This window comes from Rhizobium sp. BK418, assembly GCF_004341105.1.
GTDB lineage: Bacteria > Pseudomonadota > Alphaproteobacteria > Rhizobiales > Rhizobiaceae > Rhizobium.
Genome location: NZ_SLZK01000004.1, coordinates 353,085 through 367,158 on the forward strand (window position 1 = coordinate 353,085; position 14,074 = coordinate 367,158).

Genomic DNA, 14,074 nt, shown 5'->3' on the forward strand with positions numbered 1-14,074 from the left:
CGCCGATCTCGCCTTGACAGGACCTCTCTTTCGTTATCTGGTTTGCACCATGGAGGAGGGTCGGCGGATGCCGACCTGCGAAATTTTCCCCGGGAGGATAATATTGCGATGCTGAGATTTGCCGTCGTCGGGATCGACCATGGGCACACGTTCGATCATGTGAAGGGATTGCTGGCCTCAGACGCCGAATTCGTCGGCTACTGTCCGCAGACCACGGTACCTGCGATCCGCGAGATGTTCGAGAAGACCTATCCGGATGCACCGCAGATTGACCGGGAAAAGATCTTCGCCGATCCCTCGATCGACGTGATCTGCATTGCCGCCGTTCCGCGCGACCGCGCCGGACTTGCCGTTCGCGCCATGAAGGCGGGCAAGGATGTCATGACCGACAAACCGGGTGTGACGACTTTTGCTCAGCTTGAAGAAGTTAAGCGCACTGTTGCTGAAACCGGCAAGATATTCTCCATCTGCTTTTCCGAGCGCCATTGCGTGCGCTCCGCCGTCAAGGCCGGTAAGCTGGTGAAAGAAGGAGCGATCGGCAAGGTCATCCAGACACTTGGGATGGGGCCGCACCGGCTGCAGCTGCCGACACGTCCGGACTGGTTCTTCGACCCGGAAGCTTTTGGCGGCATCATCGTCGATATCGCCTCACACCAGGTCGATCAGTTCCTGTTCTACACGGGCTCGACGACGGGTGAGGTGGTCGCAAGCTCGGTCGGCAATTTCGGCATGCCGGAAAAGCCAGCCTTCCAGGATTTCGGCGAAGTGCTGCTGCGCTCAGACAAGGGAACCGGCTATATCCGTGTCGACTGGTTTACACCGGAGGCGCTGCCGACATGGGGCGACGGTCGTCTGACCATCCTCGGTACTGAGGGCTACATCGAGCTGCGTAAATATATCGATATCGCCGGGCGTCCGGGAAAGGACCACCTCTTCCTCGTCAACGGCAAGGAGATGACGCATATCGATTGCAGCAGCGAAAAGCTTGACTATTTCGATGCTTTCGCTGCGGATGTGCGCGACCGCAGCGAAACGGCGATGACGCAGGATCATGTCTACGAAGTTTGCCGTCTCTCGCTCGAGGCCCAGACAAAAGCTGCCCGTATAGGCACCCGCTGAGGAAAACATCATGACACGGAAATTGCGCGTCGGCGTCCTCGGTGCGGGCATTGCCGCACGGCATCTGACAGGCTTCGGCTGGAACAACGATCTCTTCGAGGTTCCTGTTCTCTGCTCTCTCGACGCAGATCGCGGCCAGCCGCTTTGCGAGGAGCACACGATTCCCGAATATACGCAGGATGCGGATTCGCTCTTTGCACGTGACGATCTCGATATCATCGACATCGCCACGCCTCCGAGTTCACATTTCGAGCTTTGCAAGAAGGCTATCGAAAGCGGAAAGCACGTGATCTGCGAAAAGCCGCTCTTCGGTTCGATTGCCGAAGTCGATGAAATGGCAAAGATTCTTGCGCGTTCGAACGGCCGTAAGCTGATGCCGATTTTTCAGTATCGCTATGGCAGTGGTCTGCAGAAGCTGAAACTGTTGATCGAGCGCGGCCTTGCCGGCAAGCCGTTCCTCACGACCATCGAAACGCATTGGTGGCGCGGTCCCGATTACTATGCCGTGCCGTGGCGCGGCAAATGGGCGACAGAGCTCGGCGGCGGCCTGCTCGGTCATGCGATCCACGCCCATGACATGCTGAATTACGTGCATGGTCCCTGTGCTGAGGTATTTTCCTACGGCGCGACGCTCGTCAACCCGATCGAGGTTGAGGACACGGCCGCGCTGTCGGTGAAGATGAAGAACGGTTCGCTCGCCACGCTCTCCATGACGCTCGGTTCCCGCAAGGAAATCTCGAGGCTGCGCTTCTGCTTCAGCGATCTCGTCGCCGAAAGCATTCTGGAGCCCTATACGATGGGTCGCGACCCCTGGAGCTTCATCGCCGGAACGGAGGAACATCAGAACCGCATCGACGCGGTACTGGCGGATTTTCAGGTAAAGGAAGATGGCTATACACGGCAGTTCGAACTCTTCCATCGGGCGATCACCGAGGATAGCGATCCGCCGGTAACCCTGCAGGATGCGCGCAATTCGCTGGAACTGGTAACTGCCGCCTATCATTCGCAGCGAACTGGCCGGCCGACGCCGATGCCGATTACGGCGGACCATCCGCTCTACCATTCCTGGCTGCCGGAGGAAGGGCTGCGCTTGGGAGCCGCGACCTAAAGAGAATGCGATGCTGAAATCATTCGAACATATCGGAATGACGGTTAGCAACATGGACCGCGCGGTCGCATTCTATTGCGGTCTGCTCGGACTGAAATTGCATCTGCGCAAGCAGATGCCTGACGGCATGCAGGTCGCCTTCCTCGATGCAGGTGGTGGCATGCTGGAAGTGTTTGCGCCGCCCGGCGGGGCTACAAGAGCCAAAGACGTTCCGGATGGAACCGCTGGAGTAAAGCACATAACTTTTCACTTCGAGAATATTGAAGAGATTTTCGCGCGGCTGGAAGAAGCCGGTGTCGAGATCAAGGAACGGCCGCGTTTTGCCGTCCATTCAGAGATGCTGCACAGAATTGCCTTTGTCCGTGACCCAGACGGCATTGTCGTCGAGCTTGCGGAGCGGTCCCGAAACCGTCTTTCCTGATGGCCGTATGCCGATGATCTAAAGAATAAGGGCGCGGCTTGAACCGCGCCCTCGACTTTTTATCGGCGTTCCCCTGAAGCCTTTTTCTTCGCTTCGTCATCCGCTAGCTCGTACCACATGGCATTGAGAACGGCGAATGAGGCCGCTAGCGGAAACCCGAGCATCCATGCGAAATACCACATCGTCTCGTCCCCTTAATAAGCGTGGCTGTTCTTGTCGGTGACGCTCTTCTCGTCGATCTTGCCCCATAGCACCTTGTAGACCCAGGCGGTGTAGGCAAAGATGATCGGCAGGAAGATGACCGTGGCCACCAGCATGATGAACAGAGTCAGGTGGCTCGACGATGAATCCCAGACCGTCAGGCTCGACCTCGGGTCGAGTGAAGAAGGCAGGATGAACGGGAACATCGACAGACCGACCGTCGAGATAATGCCTGTTATCGAGATATTGCTGAAGAGCAGGGTCATGATCTCCCGGCGCGCCTGCATGGTGAGGAAGGCAGCTGCCGCAGCCAGCAGTCCAAGGATCGGAGCGATGAGCATCCAGGGGTGGGCGCCGTAATTGGCAAGCCATGCACCGCTTTCCAGTGTCACTGTTTTCAAAAGCGGGTTTGATGGGCCGATCGGGCTGATATCGCTGGTGATGCGATAGCCATCGAGGCCCATCCACAGGAACAGGCCGCCGAGAGCAAAGAGCAGGACGACGGCTAGCGCTGCGATGCTGCCAAAGCGACGTGCTCGTTCGGCTACTGGTCCCGTTGTCTTCAGCACCAGCCACGCGCTGCCATGCATCATAAGCATTGCAACGGATAGCAGACCGCAGAGCAGGGCATAGGGGTTCAGAAGTGCGAAGAACGAGCCCTCATAGAAGATCCGCATGTCGTCGGCGAAGCGGAAGGGTACGCCCTCCAGCACATTGCCGACGGCCACACCGAAGATCAGCGACGGCACGAATCCGCCGATGAAAAGCGCCCAGTCCCAGCCGGCCCTCCAACGTGCGCTGTCGCGCTTGGAGCGGTACTTGAAGCCGACCGGGCGAAGGATGAGCGCGAAAAGGATCGCAAACATCGCCAGATAAAAGCCCGAGAAGGAGACCGCATAGAGCGGCGGCCAGGCGGCAAATATGGCGCCACCGGCAAGGATGAGCCACACTTGGTTGCCCTCCCAGGTGGCGCCGATCGCGTTGATGGCGACGCGGCGTTCCGCATCGGTCTTGGCAACAAAAGGCAACAGCGTTCCGACGCCGAGGTCGAAGCCGTCGGTGGTGGCGAAGGCGATCAGCAGCACGCCGAGCAGCACCCACCAGATGATACGCAAGGTTTCATAGTCTATGAGTTCGTGAAGGATCATGACTGGTCACTCCGCGGCGTGAACGAGGGTTTCAGAAATGAGTTTGGCCTCCGGCTCATGGTCCGGCTCCGGCCCCTGGCGGATCGCTTTGAGCATCAGGCTCATCTCGACGATGATCAGTGTGGTGTAGAGCGCGGCAAAGCCGATGATCGTCAGCAGAACCGCCGAGGCCCCGTGATTGGAGACGGCGACCGCCGTCGGCAGAACGCCTTCGATCACCCAGGGCTGGCGGCCGATCTCGGCGACTACCCAGCCGGCCTCGATGGCGATCCAGGGCAACGGTATGGCGAATACCGCGACGCGCAGCAAAAGCGGATACTTATCCAGATGCCGGCGGGCCGATAGCCAGAAGAAAGCTGCCGTGAGCACGATGAAGAACATGCCGAGACCAACCATGATGCGGAACGACCAGAAGAGCGTCGGCACATGCGGAATGGTGTCGCGTGCGGCCTGCGTGATCTGTTCGTCGGTTGCCTGACGCGGATCGTCGACATAGCGCTTCAGGAGCAGAGCATAGCCAAGGTCGTGACCAAGGTCCTCGAAGGAGGTGCGGACTTCCTGGGCAACTTGATCCAGGGTCGGTGCAGAGCGGATCTGCGTCAGTGCATCGTAGGCCTTGATGCCATCGCGGATGCGGGTCTCGGCCTGCTGTTCCAGCTTGTCAATGCCCGGTATCTCCGTCGTCAGCGAGCGTGTACCGATGAGCCCCATCACCCATGGGATACGCACGGCGAAATGCGTCTCGCGGGCTTGCTGATCCGGGAATCCGAAGGCGGTGAAGGGAGCCGGAGCCGGCTCGGTTCCCCACATGGCTTCGATCGCGGCAAGCTTCATCTTCTGGTTTTCGGTTGCCAGATAACCGCTTTCGTCGCCGAGCACGACCACTGAGAGCGCCGAAGCGAGACCGAAGGATGCGGCAACCGTCATTGATCGCTTGGCAAGTTCAATATGCCGGCCCTTCAGCATGTACCAGGCCGAAACGCCCAGCACGAAGATCGAGGCACAGACATAACCGGCTGAAACCGTATGGACGAACTTCGCCTGGGCGACCGGGTTGAAGACGACGTCGAAGAAGCTTGTTATCTCCATCCGCATCGTCTGCGGGTTGAGCGCGGAACCGACGGGATTCTGCATCCAGCCATTGGCGACGAGAATCCAGAGTGCCGAGAAATTGGAACCAATCGCGACGGCCCAGGTAGCGATGAGATGGCCAACCTTCGACAGCTTGTCCCAGCCGAAGAAGAAGAGACCGACGAAAGTCGCTTCGAGGAAGAAGGCCATCAGGCCTTCGATCGCAAGCGGCGCGCCAAAGATGTCGCCAACATAGTAGCTGTAATAGCTCCAGTTCATGCCGAACTGGAATTCCATCACGATGCCGGTTGCGACACCGAGCACGAAGTTGATACCAAAAAGAGTGCCCCAGAATTTCGTCATTTGCCGCCAGATCTGGCGGCCGGTCATGACATAGGTTGTCTCCATGATGGCGAGCAGCACGGAAAGGCCGAGTGTCAGGGGCACGAACAGGAAGTGATAAAGCGCGGTCAGCGCAAATTGGAAGCGCGATAGCGCTACGATGTCTAGTTCCATTGTCTTTCTCCCACGGTCCCACGGGGTATCAAGAGTTCCGCATGGCCGGCTGGCCCTGCGGGCATGCCTGTTCGCTCAATCCGGCCGAAGCTGATCGAGCGCCTTTTCGAACGCCGCCTCTCCACGGCGCGAAAATTCTGTGATGCGGCCATTCGCGATGATCGCAATGCGGTCTGCGAGCGCCGCTTCGCGGCGAATATGCGTGGCAATGACGAGCGCGCGACCTTCGGCGCTCAACGCGAGGCGGTGCAGCACGTCGCGCGCGGTGCGGCCATCAAGCCCCTCGGTCGGCTCATCGAGCAGCCAGAGTGGTGTGTCGCGCAGAAAGAGACGGGCGAGTGCCAGCCTCCGCGACTGGCCGCCGGAGAGCCCCATGCCACCTTCGCCGAGTGGCGTATCGAGGCCTGAGGGTAGCGCATCGACATCGGCAAGCAGACCGGCAGCATCGAGCGCCTCGCGCAGCCGATCGTCATCGGCACCGGGAGCGGCAAGCAGCAGGTTGCCTCGCAGCGTATCCTGGAAAAGTTCGGTACGTTGCGTGAGCAAGGTCGCGTCGAGCGCTGCCGCAATGCCGTCAGCCGACGGCAATTCGCCAGCCAGCAGCGACAGTAGCGTCGATTTACCTGCGCCGCTCCTGCCAATGATGGCGATATGCTCGCCGCGGCGCAGTTCGAGCGATACATTTCGCAATGCTGGCAGCGCAGCGCCGTCATGGGCGACGGTGATATTCTGGAGCGCAAAGGCAAGCTCATGCGCCGGAGCCATCGGTGCGAAATCGGCTTCAGCGGCCGAAAGACGTGGCCCGATGCGTTTGGCTGCCAGTATCGTCCTGCCGAATTCCATGGCCCCACGACGCAATGCGGCAAAGGGTTCCGTTGCCGCAAAGACGACGAGCAGGCCGAGTGCCGCGACGGGCGCGGTGATCGCGCCGAACTGCATCAGTACGGCAACGGTCAGCAGCGCCGCGACTAGCAGCACAGTAGAGAAAAGACCGAAGCCGAAGCTCACGCCGGTCTCGATACGATTCAGCCAGTCGTCGGCCTTTGCGGTATAAGTGTCGGCAGCGGCGATTGCCTGCTGCTGCGCCGCAAGCCGGTTTGCCATGAGAAGGTCGGTCTGTCCGGCGACGAGATCGATAGTCCGCGAGCGGATGGTTTCGACGCCGTAGGCGCGGCGGCGCGCCGGCTTCACCGCCAGCCGACCGGCAGCGAGTGGCAGGCCAAGCCCTGTCAAAATGAGACTGAGGCCGAAAAGCAGACCGAATAGCGGATGCATCAGCCCGAGCGTGAGACTGGCGACGAGCGCTGCGCCGACTGCCACAGTTGCCGGCACAAGAACGCGCAGATAGAGCGAATCCAACGCATCGATATCGGCGGTCAACCGGAAGAGTAGCCGGGCTGGGCGATTGAGTAGCGCGCGCGCTGCGCCGGCAGAGGCCCAGCAACGGAATAGACGCTCGCGCAAGGCGGCAAGCACGGCAAGCGTCGCATTATGGGTCGTCAGTCTTTCGCCATAGCGTGCAGCCGTGCGCAGGATCGCAAGGAATCGGATGCCCGCCGACGGCGCGAAGACATCAAAAGTCGCGGCAACGGTGACGGAAAGACCTGCGAGCGCGGTCGCCGTGATGAACCATCCCGAAAGGCCAAGCAGGGCAATGCCCGCTGCAACGGTCGCGGCTGATAGTGCGCCGCCGAGCAACAATTCCTTTCGCCGAGTTTGAATGAACAGGCGCAGAACCGGCTTGAGGTCCTTGAACAAGATGATCATTCGGCGGCCTCCCGAAGATGTTCCGCATCGAGGCGGATGGTGCGGTTCATCCGCGCGGCCAGAAGAGGATCGTGCGTAGCGACGATCAGCGTGCGCCCGATCGCAAGAGCAAGCAGGCTTTCGGTGATTCCGGCTGCCGTCTCGGCATCGAGGTGAGCAGTAGGCTCATCAGCAAGGATGATGTGGATCTCGGGGTCGCAGGCTGCTCTCGCGATCGCAAGCCGCAGCGCCTCGCCACCGGAAAGGCCGATGCCGCCTTCCCCGAGCGGGCGATGGCCATAGGCCTTCGCAACGCCACCAAGCCTGGCGAGATCGAGCGCCTCGGAGATATCTGTCTTCGTAACGCCCGGTCGGCCCAGCTTAATATTGCCTGCAAGGGTGCCCGCGAAAATATGCGGCTTCTGGCCGATCCAGGCCATCCTGCTGCGATCTGCGGCTGCCCCGCCGATCAGAACGCGGCCCTCGTTACAGGGCGCCAGCCCGGCGATCAGCGACAGCAATGTCGATTTGCCGCTGCCGCTGGCGCCGAGCAGCGCCACATGTTCGCCGGCGAGGATGGCAAGGCTAAAACCATCGAGAACGGGCTGATGGTCGGGCCGATAGCGGAACCCGATATTTTCAAGACGGATATCGAAGTTTGCGGCCGCAGCCGGGTCCGGCGCACGTTTATCATTGGGGAGTGCCATGCCTCCGGCAGCCAGCCCCTCCAGCGCCTTCAGCGCGGCTTCGCCCGAAGCGCGGTCGTGCCAGACGGTGGAGAGTTCACGCAGCGGCTCGAAGAAGGCAGGTGCGAGGAGCAGAATGAACAGGCCTTGCGAGAGGTCAAGGCCGCCGGACCAGGCGCCGAAACGGATTTCTCCGAGCAAGCTGAAGCCGACATAGACCGCGGTCATCGCCACGCCGAGCGCTGAGAAGAGTTCGAGCACGGCCGACGACAGGAAAGCGATCTTCAGCACCGCCATGGTACGCGTACGCAGCGCTTCCGCTTCCGCGCGAAGTCTCAGCGCTGTGGCATCGACCGCATTGAGCGAGCGGATTGTCGCAAGACCGCGCAGTCGGTCGAGCAGGAAAGCGTTGAGGCCGCCGGTTGCGACAAGCTGCTTTTCGCTCGCAGCCTGCGCACGCCAGCCAATCAGCGCCACGAAGATCGGAATGAGTGGTGCTGAAAACAGCAGCACGAGCGCGGCAATCCAGGAGATCGGAAAAATGGAGGCCAGGATGACGAGCGGCACCAGGCTCGCCTTCATCCGCGCCGGCTGGAAACGGGAGAGGTAAGGAACGATCAATTCGGCCTGTTCGCCGAGCACGCTGGCGGCTTCGCCGGAAGCAGGCCGGCTGGCGTCAACAGGCGAGAGGCGGGCAAGCAGTTCTGCTGCCGCAGCGCGCTTCTCACTGAGTTCGACTCGCGCCGTGCGGAAGGCAAGGCGGCCGCCGGCCGCATCGAGACAGCTTTTGACGATACCGAGTAGCAGGATGAAGACGGCTGGCCAGAGGATATCTGCAAGGCTTCGGCCATTGGCGAGCCCGCCGATGGACCAGGCGAGCAGGCCGGCCTGTGGGATCCAGAGAGCAGCCGCTAATGCCTGGAGCATCGCAGCGATGCGCAGGCGGCTTCTGGCCTTGGCCGGCTTGCGCGCCGCAGCCCGCTCGACAAGTGCCCTCAGCTCTTGCCGGTCTCTCGCGTCAAAGAAAGCACTGCCCATGGCGCTAGCTCTTGTTCGCAGGATTAGGACGGCGGCGGCCAAGCGAAACGACCCGGTCCTTGGCCTCCAGCAGCTTAGTCACCTTTGCACCTAAGGAGAGTAGCGTCGCAAGCCTTTCTGTTTCAAGTTGTTTTACGTCCTCGTACCAGTGCGTCAGCTGCTCGATGAGCGTGTGCATCTCGGCCATGCGCTCCTGCGCGTGACGTTCGGCCTCGCTTGCCGGGCGCTGCATGAGGATCTCGCGCAGCACAGACAGCGTCGGATCGACCTCGCGCTTCTTGCGCTCTTCGGCAAGCGTTCTGAGAATGATCCAGACATCGTCGGGTGTGGTGAAGAAGTCGCGCCGGTCATCGGGCTTGTGGCGCAGCAGGACGAGATTCCAGGCCTGCAACTCGCGCAGGCTCATGGAGACATTCGAGCGTGATATGCCAAGCGCATCGACGATCTCCTCGGCGCAGAGCGGCGAAGGCGAGACGTAGAGCAGGGCATAGATCTGGCCGACTGTTCGATTGATGCCCCAGCGGGAGCCCATTTCTCCGAAGTGCAGAACGAAGGACTGGACGAGCGGCGGAAGGTTCATTGTCATTTCCGTTGTGTCTGTGATTTCAGAAATTTCTGAAATTATTATACAGACTTTCGCGCTCGTGCTGCAATTGTCTGGCTTGACCTGCGTCAATTTGGATACACGCTTCGATCGTCTGTCTCTTCATACATCGGCGGCGCGCGCTTGGAATTGACTTGAGTCAAATCCCGCAAACATAAGGCGCCCAGAGGACGCTCATCTGTCGGGTGCTCAATGTGGGATGAACTACGGAAAAGGCGCGAGCCTCAGATCAAGACGGTCAGGTACGCCCACGTCGGCATCAAGGCCGCCTGCGATCTGCGATGAAGTCAAACGAAAAGCGGATAAACAGGAAGAATTTTCAGCTGCTTAAAGCATGAACAACCGTTTTCGAAAGGTGGCTTCACAAGCGCTGTTGAACCGGATTATCAATCACATTGAGAGGCGGAAGCCACCGCATCTTGAGGAGGATCCCATGACGAATTCTGAAAGGCCGCTGGCGATCAGCGCGCCGGAGCCGCGTACGCTCGATCTGATTTTCAGCGACAAAGCGCGCGCCGAACTCAACGCTAAATATGAGATCGTCGAGGCCGACCCCGAAAACATTGATGGCCTTGGCGACAACGTCCTCGGCAAGGCGCGCTACATCATCGGTCAGCCGCCGCTGTCGGCGGAGACGCTTGGACGTATGCCGCAGCTTCGCTCGATCCTGAATGTCGAGAGCAACCTCCTTAACAACATGCCTTATGATATCCTGTTTCAGCGCGGCATTCATGTCGTGACGACAGGACAGGTCTTTGCCGAGCCAGTGGCGGAGATTGGCCTCGGTTTTGCACTCAGTCTGGCGCGAGGCATCATCGATGCCGATGTGGCTTTCCGGGAGGGCCATGAACTTTGGGGTGGCGAGGGCAATGCCAGCGCCCGGCTAATATCGGGTTCCGATATCGGCATCGTCGGTTTCGGCGATCTTGGCAGGGCGCTGCGGCGGGTTCTGTCCGGCTTCCGTGCCAGGATCAGGGTATTCGACCCCTGGCTGCCGCGTTCGATCCTGGAGGAAAACGGAGTTGAGCCGGCAAGCCTGAACGAAGTGCTGACACAGAGCGATTTCGTCTTTGTCGTCGCTTCCGTCACCAGTGAGAACAGGGGCTTCCTCGGCGCGGATGCCTTTGCCAGCATGCGCAAGGGAGCAGCCTTCATTCTGCTCAGCCGCGCCGATGTCGTGGATTTCGATGCGCTGATGGCGGCTGTCGCATCAGGCCATATCGTTGCAGCAAGCGATGTCTATCCGCAGGAACCGCTGGCGTCAGATCATCCGGTTCGAAATCTCAAGGGCTTCATCCGCTCGGCCCATCGCGCCGGCGCGCTCGATGTCGCCTTCAAGAAGATGGGCGACATGGTTCTCGAGGATATGGATCTAATGGATCGCGGCCTGCCGCCGATGCGCTGCAAGCGGGCGGAGCGTGAAACGGTGTTCCGCATGCGCTCCAAGCCGGTGTCCGTTAATTAAGCGGCGCGCTGGCCCGTGCCTTGGATCGCGGCAAGCTTCCAGTCGGCGCCGGGCTTGCGTACGAAGGTCCAGACCTCAGTGCTTTCGCTCGGGCGGCGGTCGTCGCCTGAGACGACGCGGCCGGTATTGCGCTCGACCATAGCGTCGATCGAAGAATAGCGCATTGCAAGCGTCGCATATTCCTGACCGTTCTCACGCCACGCCTCGGCAATGTCGCCCTGCAGCAGCTTGACGTCGGAAACCTTGTTACGCACGCCATTGGTGGCGTTTTCGCCAAGCTCTTCAGCAAGGTAGGACATGGCTTCCGGCGTCGTCAGGCGGCGCAACGCGCCGTAATCTTCCGCGCCATAAGCGGTCTGAACTTTCGTCAGCAATTCCTCGAATTGATCCAGGTCCGCCTGGGCGAGGCCGATCTCATCACTCGGGCGCGCATTACGCTGCTGCTGGTTGCCGGCGCCCGAACCGATCGCCGGAATATGGAAAGACGATCCGCCATTGGCCGGCGGCATGTTATAGGATTGCTGTCCGCCATAGCTCTGGCCGCCTGCACCATAAGAGGGCTGTCGGCGATTGGCGAAGAAGCGCATCGCAAGCGTGATCGCGCCAAAGATCAGCGCAATCTGCAACAGCATGCCCAGGAAGCCGAAACCGCCGCCGAAACCGTGGCCTAGAAGCATGCCGAGTAAGCCACCGGCAATCAGGCCGCCGATCATCGAACGGCCGAAACCGCCGAAGAAGCCGGGGCGCTGCTGCGCATAGCCAGGCTGCGGCGTGTTATAGGGTGTGTTCGTCTGCGGGCGCGGGGTCATCGAGCGTTCGATGGGCGCAGCAGGGGCAGGAACGGTGCGGGTAACCGGAGGCGCGCTGAAAGTCCGCGTGCCGCGGCTTCCGAATCCGCCAAAGCCGCCGGCGCGGCGCGCATCGGCATCGCTGATCGTGGCAAAGACGGTGGCGCTCGCGAGGACGGCAATCGCCGCGATCCTAGCAAAACGCGAAACGGCACTGGGCATTCTTGCAATCTCCTATCATGCGCTAAACGGCACGTCGGGCCTAATATAGGTAGTCTTTCTGCCCTGTGAAGTTGCGCGTTGCTACTGGCAGACGTCGACCCATTCAGCTCCGGTGATTTTAGCCAGTCGGTCAGTCGCGATTCGTACCGCAGAATTGGTCGAGCCGGCGGCCGGCACAACCTCATCGAATTGCTTCAGCGACACGTCGCAGTAGATCGGCAGCGGGGCTGGCAGACCAAAGGGGCAGACGCCACCGACGGGGTGGCTCGTTGCCGCCAATACCTCTTCGGCATCGAGCATGCGGCCCTTGCCGCCGAAAGTGTCCTTGAATTTCCTGTTGTCGAGACGCGCCGTGCCGCCTGCTACGATCAGCATGGTGCGGTCGCCGACGCGAAGGCAGATCGTCTTGGCGATCTGCGCGGGTTCGACACCATGTGCTTCTGCCGCGAGCGCGACGGTCGAAGAGCTTTCGGCCGTTTCGACGATGGCAATATCGGGAGCATTGATTGCGAAGAAGGCGCGTACGGAATCGAGGCTCATGGGATGGGATACTTTTGAGTGAACAGCCAATCTGGAGCCGCATGATGATGCGACATGGGATTCATGTATTTGCCGTCCAACTTAATATTTAGATTTCAGAAAATTCAATCGTTTAGTTTCTGAGGAGCATTTCTATGCATCCTGGAAGGCAATTCGAATTGTTCCTGACTTCTAACTCATGGATATTGCTGGAAAATTAGAAATCCAGCCTTCGCGCATCGAGGACATATAGTGAGCAAGCCGAACTATCGGGATATTGCCCGCCAGGCAGGTGTGGGAACCGCTACCGTCGAACGGGTCCTGAATGGCCGCGGCGGAGTTCGTCCCGAACTGGTCGGGAAGGTCATCATCGCCGCGCGCAGCCTCGACTATCCGCGCACGCTTCCAGACCCCCATCGCAGTCTGTTGCGCATCGAGGTGCTGATGGTCCGCCCCGAGACGACCTTTTATCAGCGACTCTCCAAGGCATTCGAGCGGACCGCCGCGACCCTCGATCCGTTGGTCGTCGTGCATCGCAGCTTCACCGAGGAGATGAAGCCGGAGGAAATTGCCCGGCGCATCCTGTCAACCGACATGCCGCGCGCCGGCCTGATCCTTGCGGTGCCGAATAGTCCGGTGATCCAGGCAGCTGTTGAGAAAGTCGTCGCCAAGGGATTGCCGGTCGTCCACGTCGTCACCCGCGCGTCCGACCGTTCAGGTGAATTCGTCGGCATCGACAATTATGCCGCCGGACGGACCGCCGCGCTGTTCATCAGTCGCATGGCCCGCAGGCAAGGGCCAGTCGTCGCAATCTGTCACCCGATCTATCAGGTGCATCGCGATCGCATCCGCGGGTTTTCCGATTATTTTCTGGAGCATCCGGGTGCCACCAGCTTTCAATGGCTGGGCTTCGGCCTTGATGAGGAGCACTTCAGCGCCGAGCTTTTGCTCTCGGCCCTTAAAACCTATCCGGATCTCGCCGGGCTCTACAATGCCGGCGGCGCCAATTCCGCACTGATCGATGTGCTGCGTCGTCATGCGCGCGAGCGCAATATCTTCTTCGTCGGCCATGAACTCACAGATTACACCCGCAAAGCCCTGCAGGACGATGTCATGGATGTGGTGCTCGACCAGGCGCCGGAAGCGCAGGCGCGGCGATCGCTCGATCTCGTCCTGCGCCGCATCGGTCTGACCGATATCGAGCCGGATCGGGCGCCCATCCGTTTCATCACCATCACCAAGGAAGGGCTTTGATCTAATTTGATCAACGATGCCTTCGGCGCCGCGACGCTCTCCTGTTAATTTCAATGCCAGGAGGAGAGCCGGAGCGTCGAGAGGAGCGACACCGGATTAGGCGCGCCAGCGCTCTCTTTCAAACGAACGTATGCGAAGCGGAAATGACGGCTTCGCCTGGAGGAGAGT

The 14,074-nt window shown here is 60.2% G+C and carries 13 protein-coding genes; 5 read left to right on the top strand and 8 right to left on the bottom strand.

Annotated features, from left to right (window positions below; all coding sequences use genetic code 11):
* The first annotated feature begins 108 nt into the window (after positions 1 to 108).
* From EV281_RS18575 to EV281_RS18585, 3 genes are read left to right on the top strand one after another with little or no spacing between them, the layout of a single operon-like run.
* Positions 109 to 1,119 (top strand): Gfo/Idh/MocA family oxidoreductase, encoded by a 1,011-nt coding sequence (locus EV281_RS18575; RefSeq protein WP_132654952.1) that lies wholly within the window; start codon positions 109 to 111, stop codon positions 1,117 to 1,119.
* Between the two features lie 10 nt (positions 1,120 to 1,129).
* Positions 1,130 to 2,227 carry a Gfo/Idh/MocA family oxidoreductase gene (locus tag EV281_RS18580; RefSeq protein WP_132654954.1) on the top strand — a complete coding sequence of 366 codons (1,098 nt, stop codon included), beginning with the start codon at positions 1,130 to 1,132 and terminating at the stop codon, positions 2,225 to 2,227.
* A 10-nt stretch (positions 2,228 to 2,237) separates the two neighbouring features.
* Positions 2,238 to 2,648: a VOC family protein gene (locus EV281_RS18585; RefSeq protein WP_132654956.1), complete on the top strand. Its 411-nt coding sequence runs from the start codon at positions 2,238 to 2,240 to the stop codon at positions 2,646 to 2,648.
* A gap of 59 nt (positions 2,649 to 2,707) precedes the next feature.
* Here the strand turns inward: EV281_RS18585 and cydX are convergent, their stop codons facing one another.
* The 6 genes from cydX to EV281_RS18615 all read right to left on the bottom strand — a co-directional run bounded on the left by cydX (position 2,708) and on the right by EV281_RS18615 (position 9,634).
* The gene (cydX, locus tag EV281_RS18590) at positions 2,708 to 2,830 is read right to left on the bottom strand and encodes a cytochrome bd-I oxidase subunit CydX (RefSeq protein ID WP_132654958.1); all 123 of its coding nucleotides are present in this window, start codon (positions 2,828 to 2,830) and stop codon (positions 2,708 to 2,710) included.
* Positions 2,831 to 2,842: 12 nt separating this feature from the next.
* Entirely contained in the window at positions 2,843 to 3,997 is a 1,155-nt protein-coding gene (cydB, locus tag EV281_RS18595) for a cytochrome d ubiquinol oxidase subunit II (RefSeq protein ID WP_132654960.1), read from the bottom strand.
* Positions 3,998 to 4,003: 6 nt separating this feature from the next.
* Positions 4,004 to 5,584 carry a cytochrome ubiquinol oxidase subunit I gene (locus EV281_RS18600; RefSeq protein WP_132654962.1) on the bottom strand — a complete coding sequence of 527 codons (1,581 nt, stop codon included), beginning with the start codon at positions 5,582 to 5,584 and terminating at the stop codon, positions 4,004 to 4,006.
* Between the two features lie 75 nt (positions 5,585 to 5,659).
* The gene (locus EV281_RS18605; RefSeq protein ID WP_132654964.1) at positions 5,660 to 7,351 is read right to left on the bottom strand and encodes an amino acid ABC transporter ATP-binding/permease protein; all 1,692 of its coding nucleotides are present in this window, start codon (positions 7,349 to 7,351) and stop codon (positions 5,660 to 5,662) included.
* Positions 7,348 to 9,054, bottom strand: coding sequence for a thiol reductant ABC exporter subunit CydD (cydD, locus tag EV281_RS18610; protein WP_132654966.1), 1,707 nt, complete (start codon positions 9,052 to 9,054; stop codon positions 7,348 to 7,350). Before cydD ends, EV281_RS18605 begins: the two co-directional genes overlap by 4 nt.
* 4 nt (positions 9,055 to 9,058) lie before the next feature.
* On the bottom strand, positions 9,059 to 9,634 hold the full coding sequence (locus tag EV281_RS18615) for a GbsR/MarR family transcriptional regulator (RefSeq protein WP_132654968.1): 576 nt from the start codon (positions 9,632 to 9,634) through the stop codon (positions 9,059 to 9,061).
* A 457-nt stretch (positions 9,635 to 10,091) separates the two neighbouring features.
* Here EV281_RS18615 and EV281_RS18620 point away from each other — a divergent pair, with 457 nt between their 5' ends.
* Positions 10,092 to 11,123 carry a hydroxyacid dehydrogenase gene (locus EV281_RS18620; RefSeq protein WP_132654970.1) on the top strand — a complete coding sequence of 344 codons (1,032 nt, stop codon included), beginning with the start codon at positions 10,092 to 10,094 and terminating at the stop codon, positions 11,121 to 11,123.
* Here the strand turns inward: EV281_RS18620 and EV281_RS18625 are convergent.
* Both EV281_RS18625 and EV281_RS18630 read right to left on the bottom strand, forming a co-directional pair.
* Positions 11,120 to 12,133, bottom strand: a complete 1,014-nt coding sequence (locus tag EV281_RS18625; RefSeq protein ID WP_132654972.1) for a Tim44 domain-containing protein — start codon at positions 12,131 to 12,133, stop codon at positions 11,120 to 11,122. The genes EV281_RS18620 and EV281_RS18625 overlap by 4 nt on opposite strands.
* An 81-nt stretch (positions 12,134 to 12,214) precedes the next feature.
* Positions 12,215 to 12,673 (bottom strand): YbaK/EbsC family protein, encoded by a 459-nt coding sequence (locus tag EV281_RS18630; protein WP_132654974.1) that lies wholly within the window; start codon positions 12,671 to 12,673, stop codon positions 12,215 to 12,217.
* A gap of 231 nt (positions 12,674 to 12,904) precedes the next feature.
* Between EV281_RS18630 and EV281_RS18635 the strand changes: the two genes are divergently transcribed.
* Positions 12,905 to 13,906 (top strand): LacI family DNA-binding transcriptional regulator, encoded by a 1,002-nt coding sequence (locus EV281_RS18635; RefSeq protein WP_132654976.1) that lies wholly within the window; start codon positions 12,905 to 12,907, stop codon positions 13,904 to 13,906.
* Positions 13,907 to 14,074: the final 168 nt, after the last annotated feature.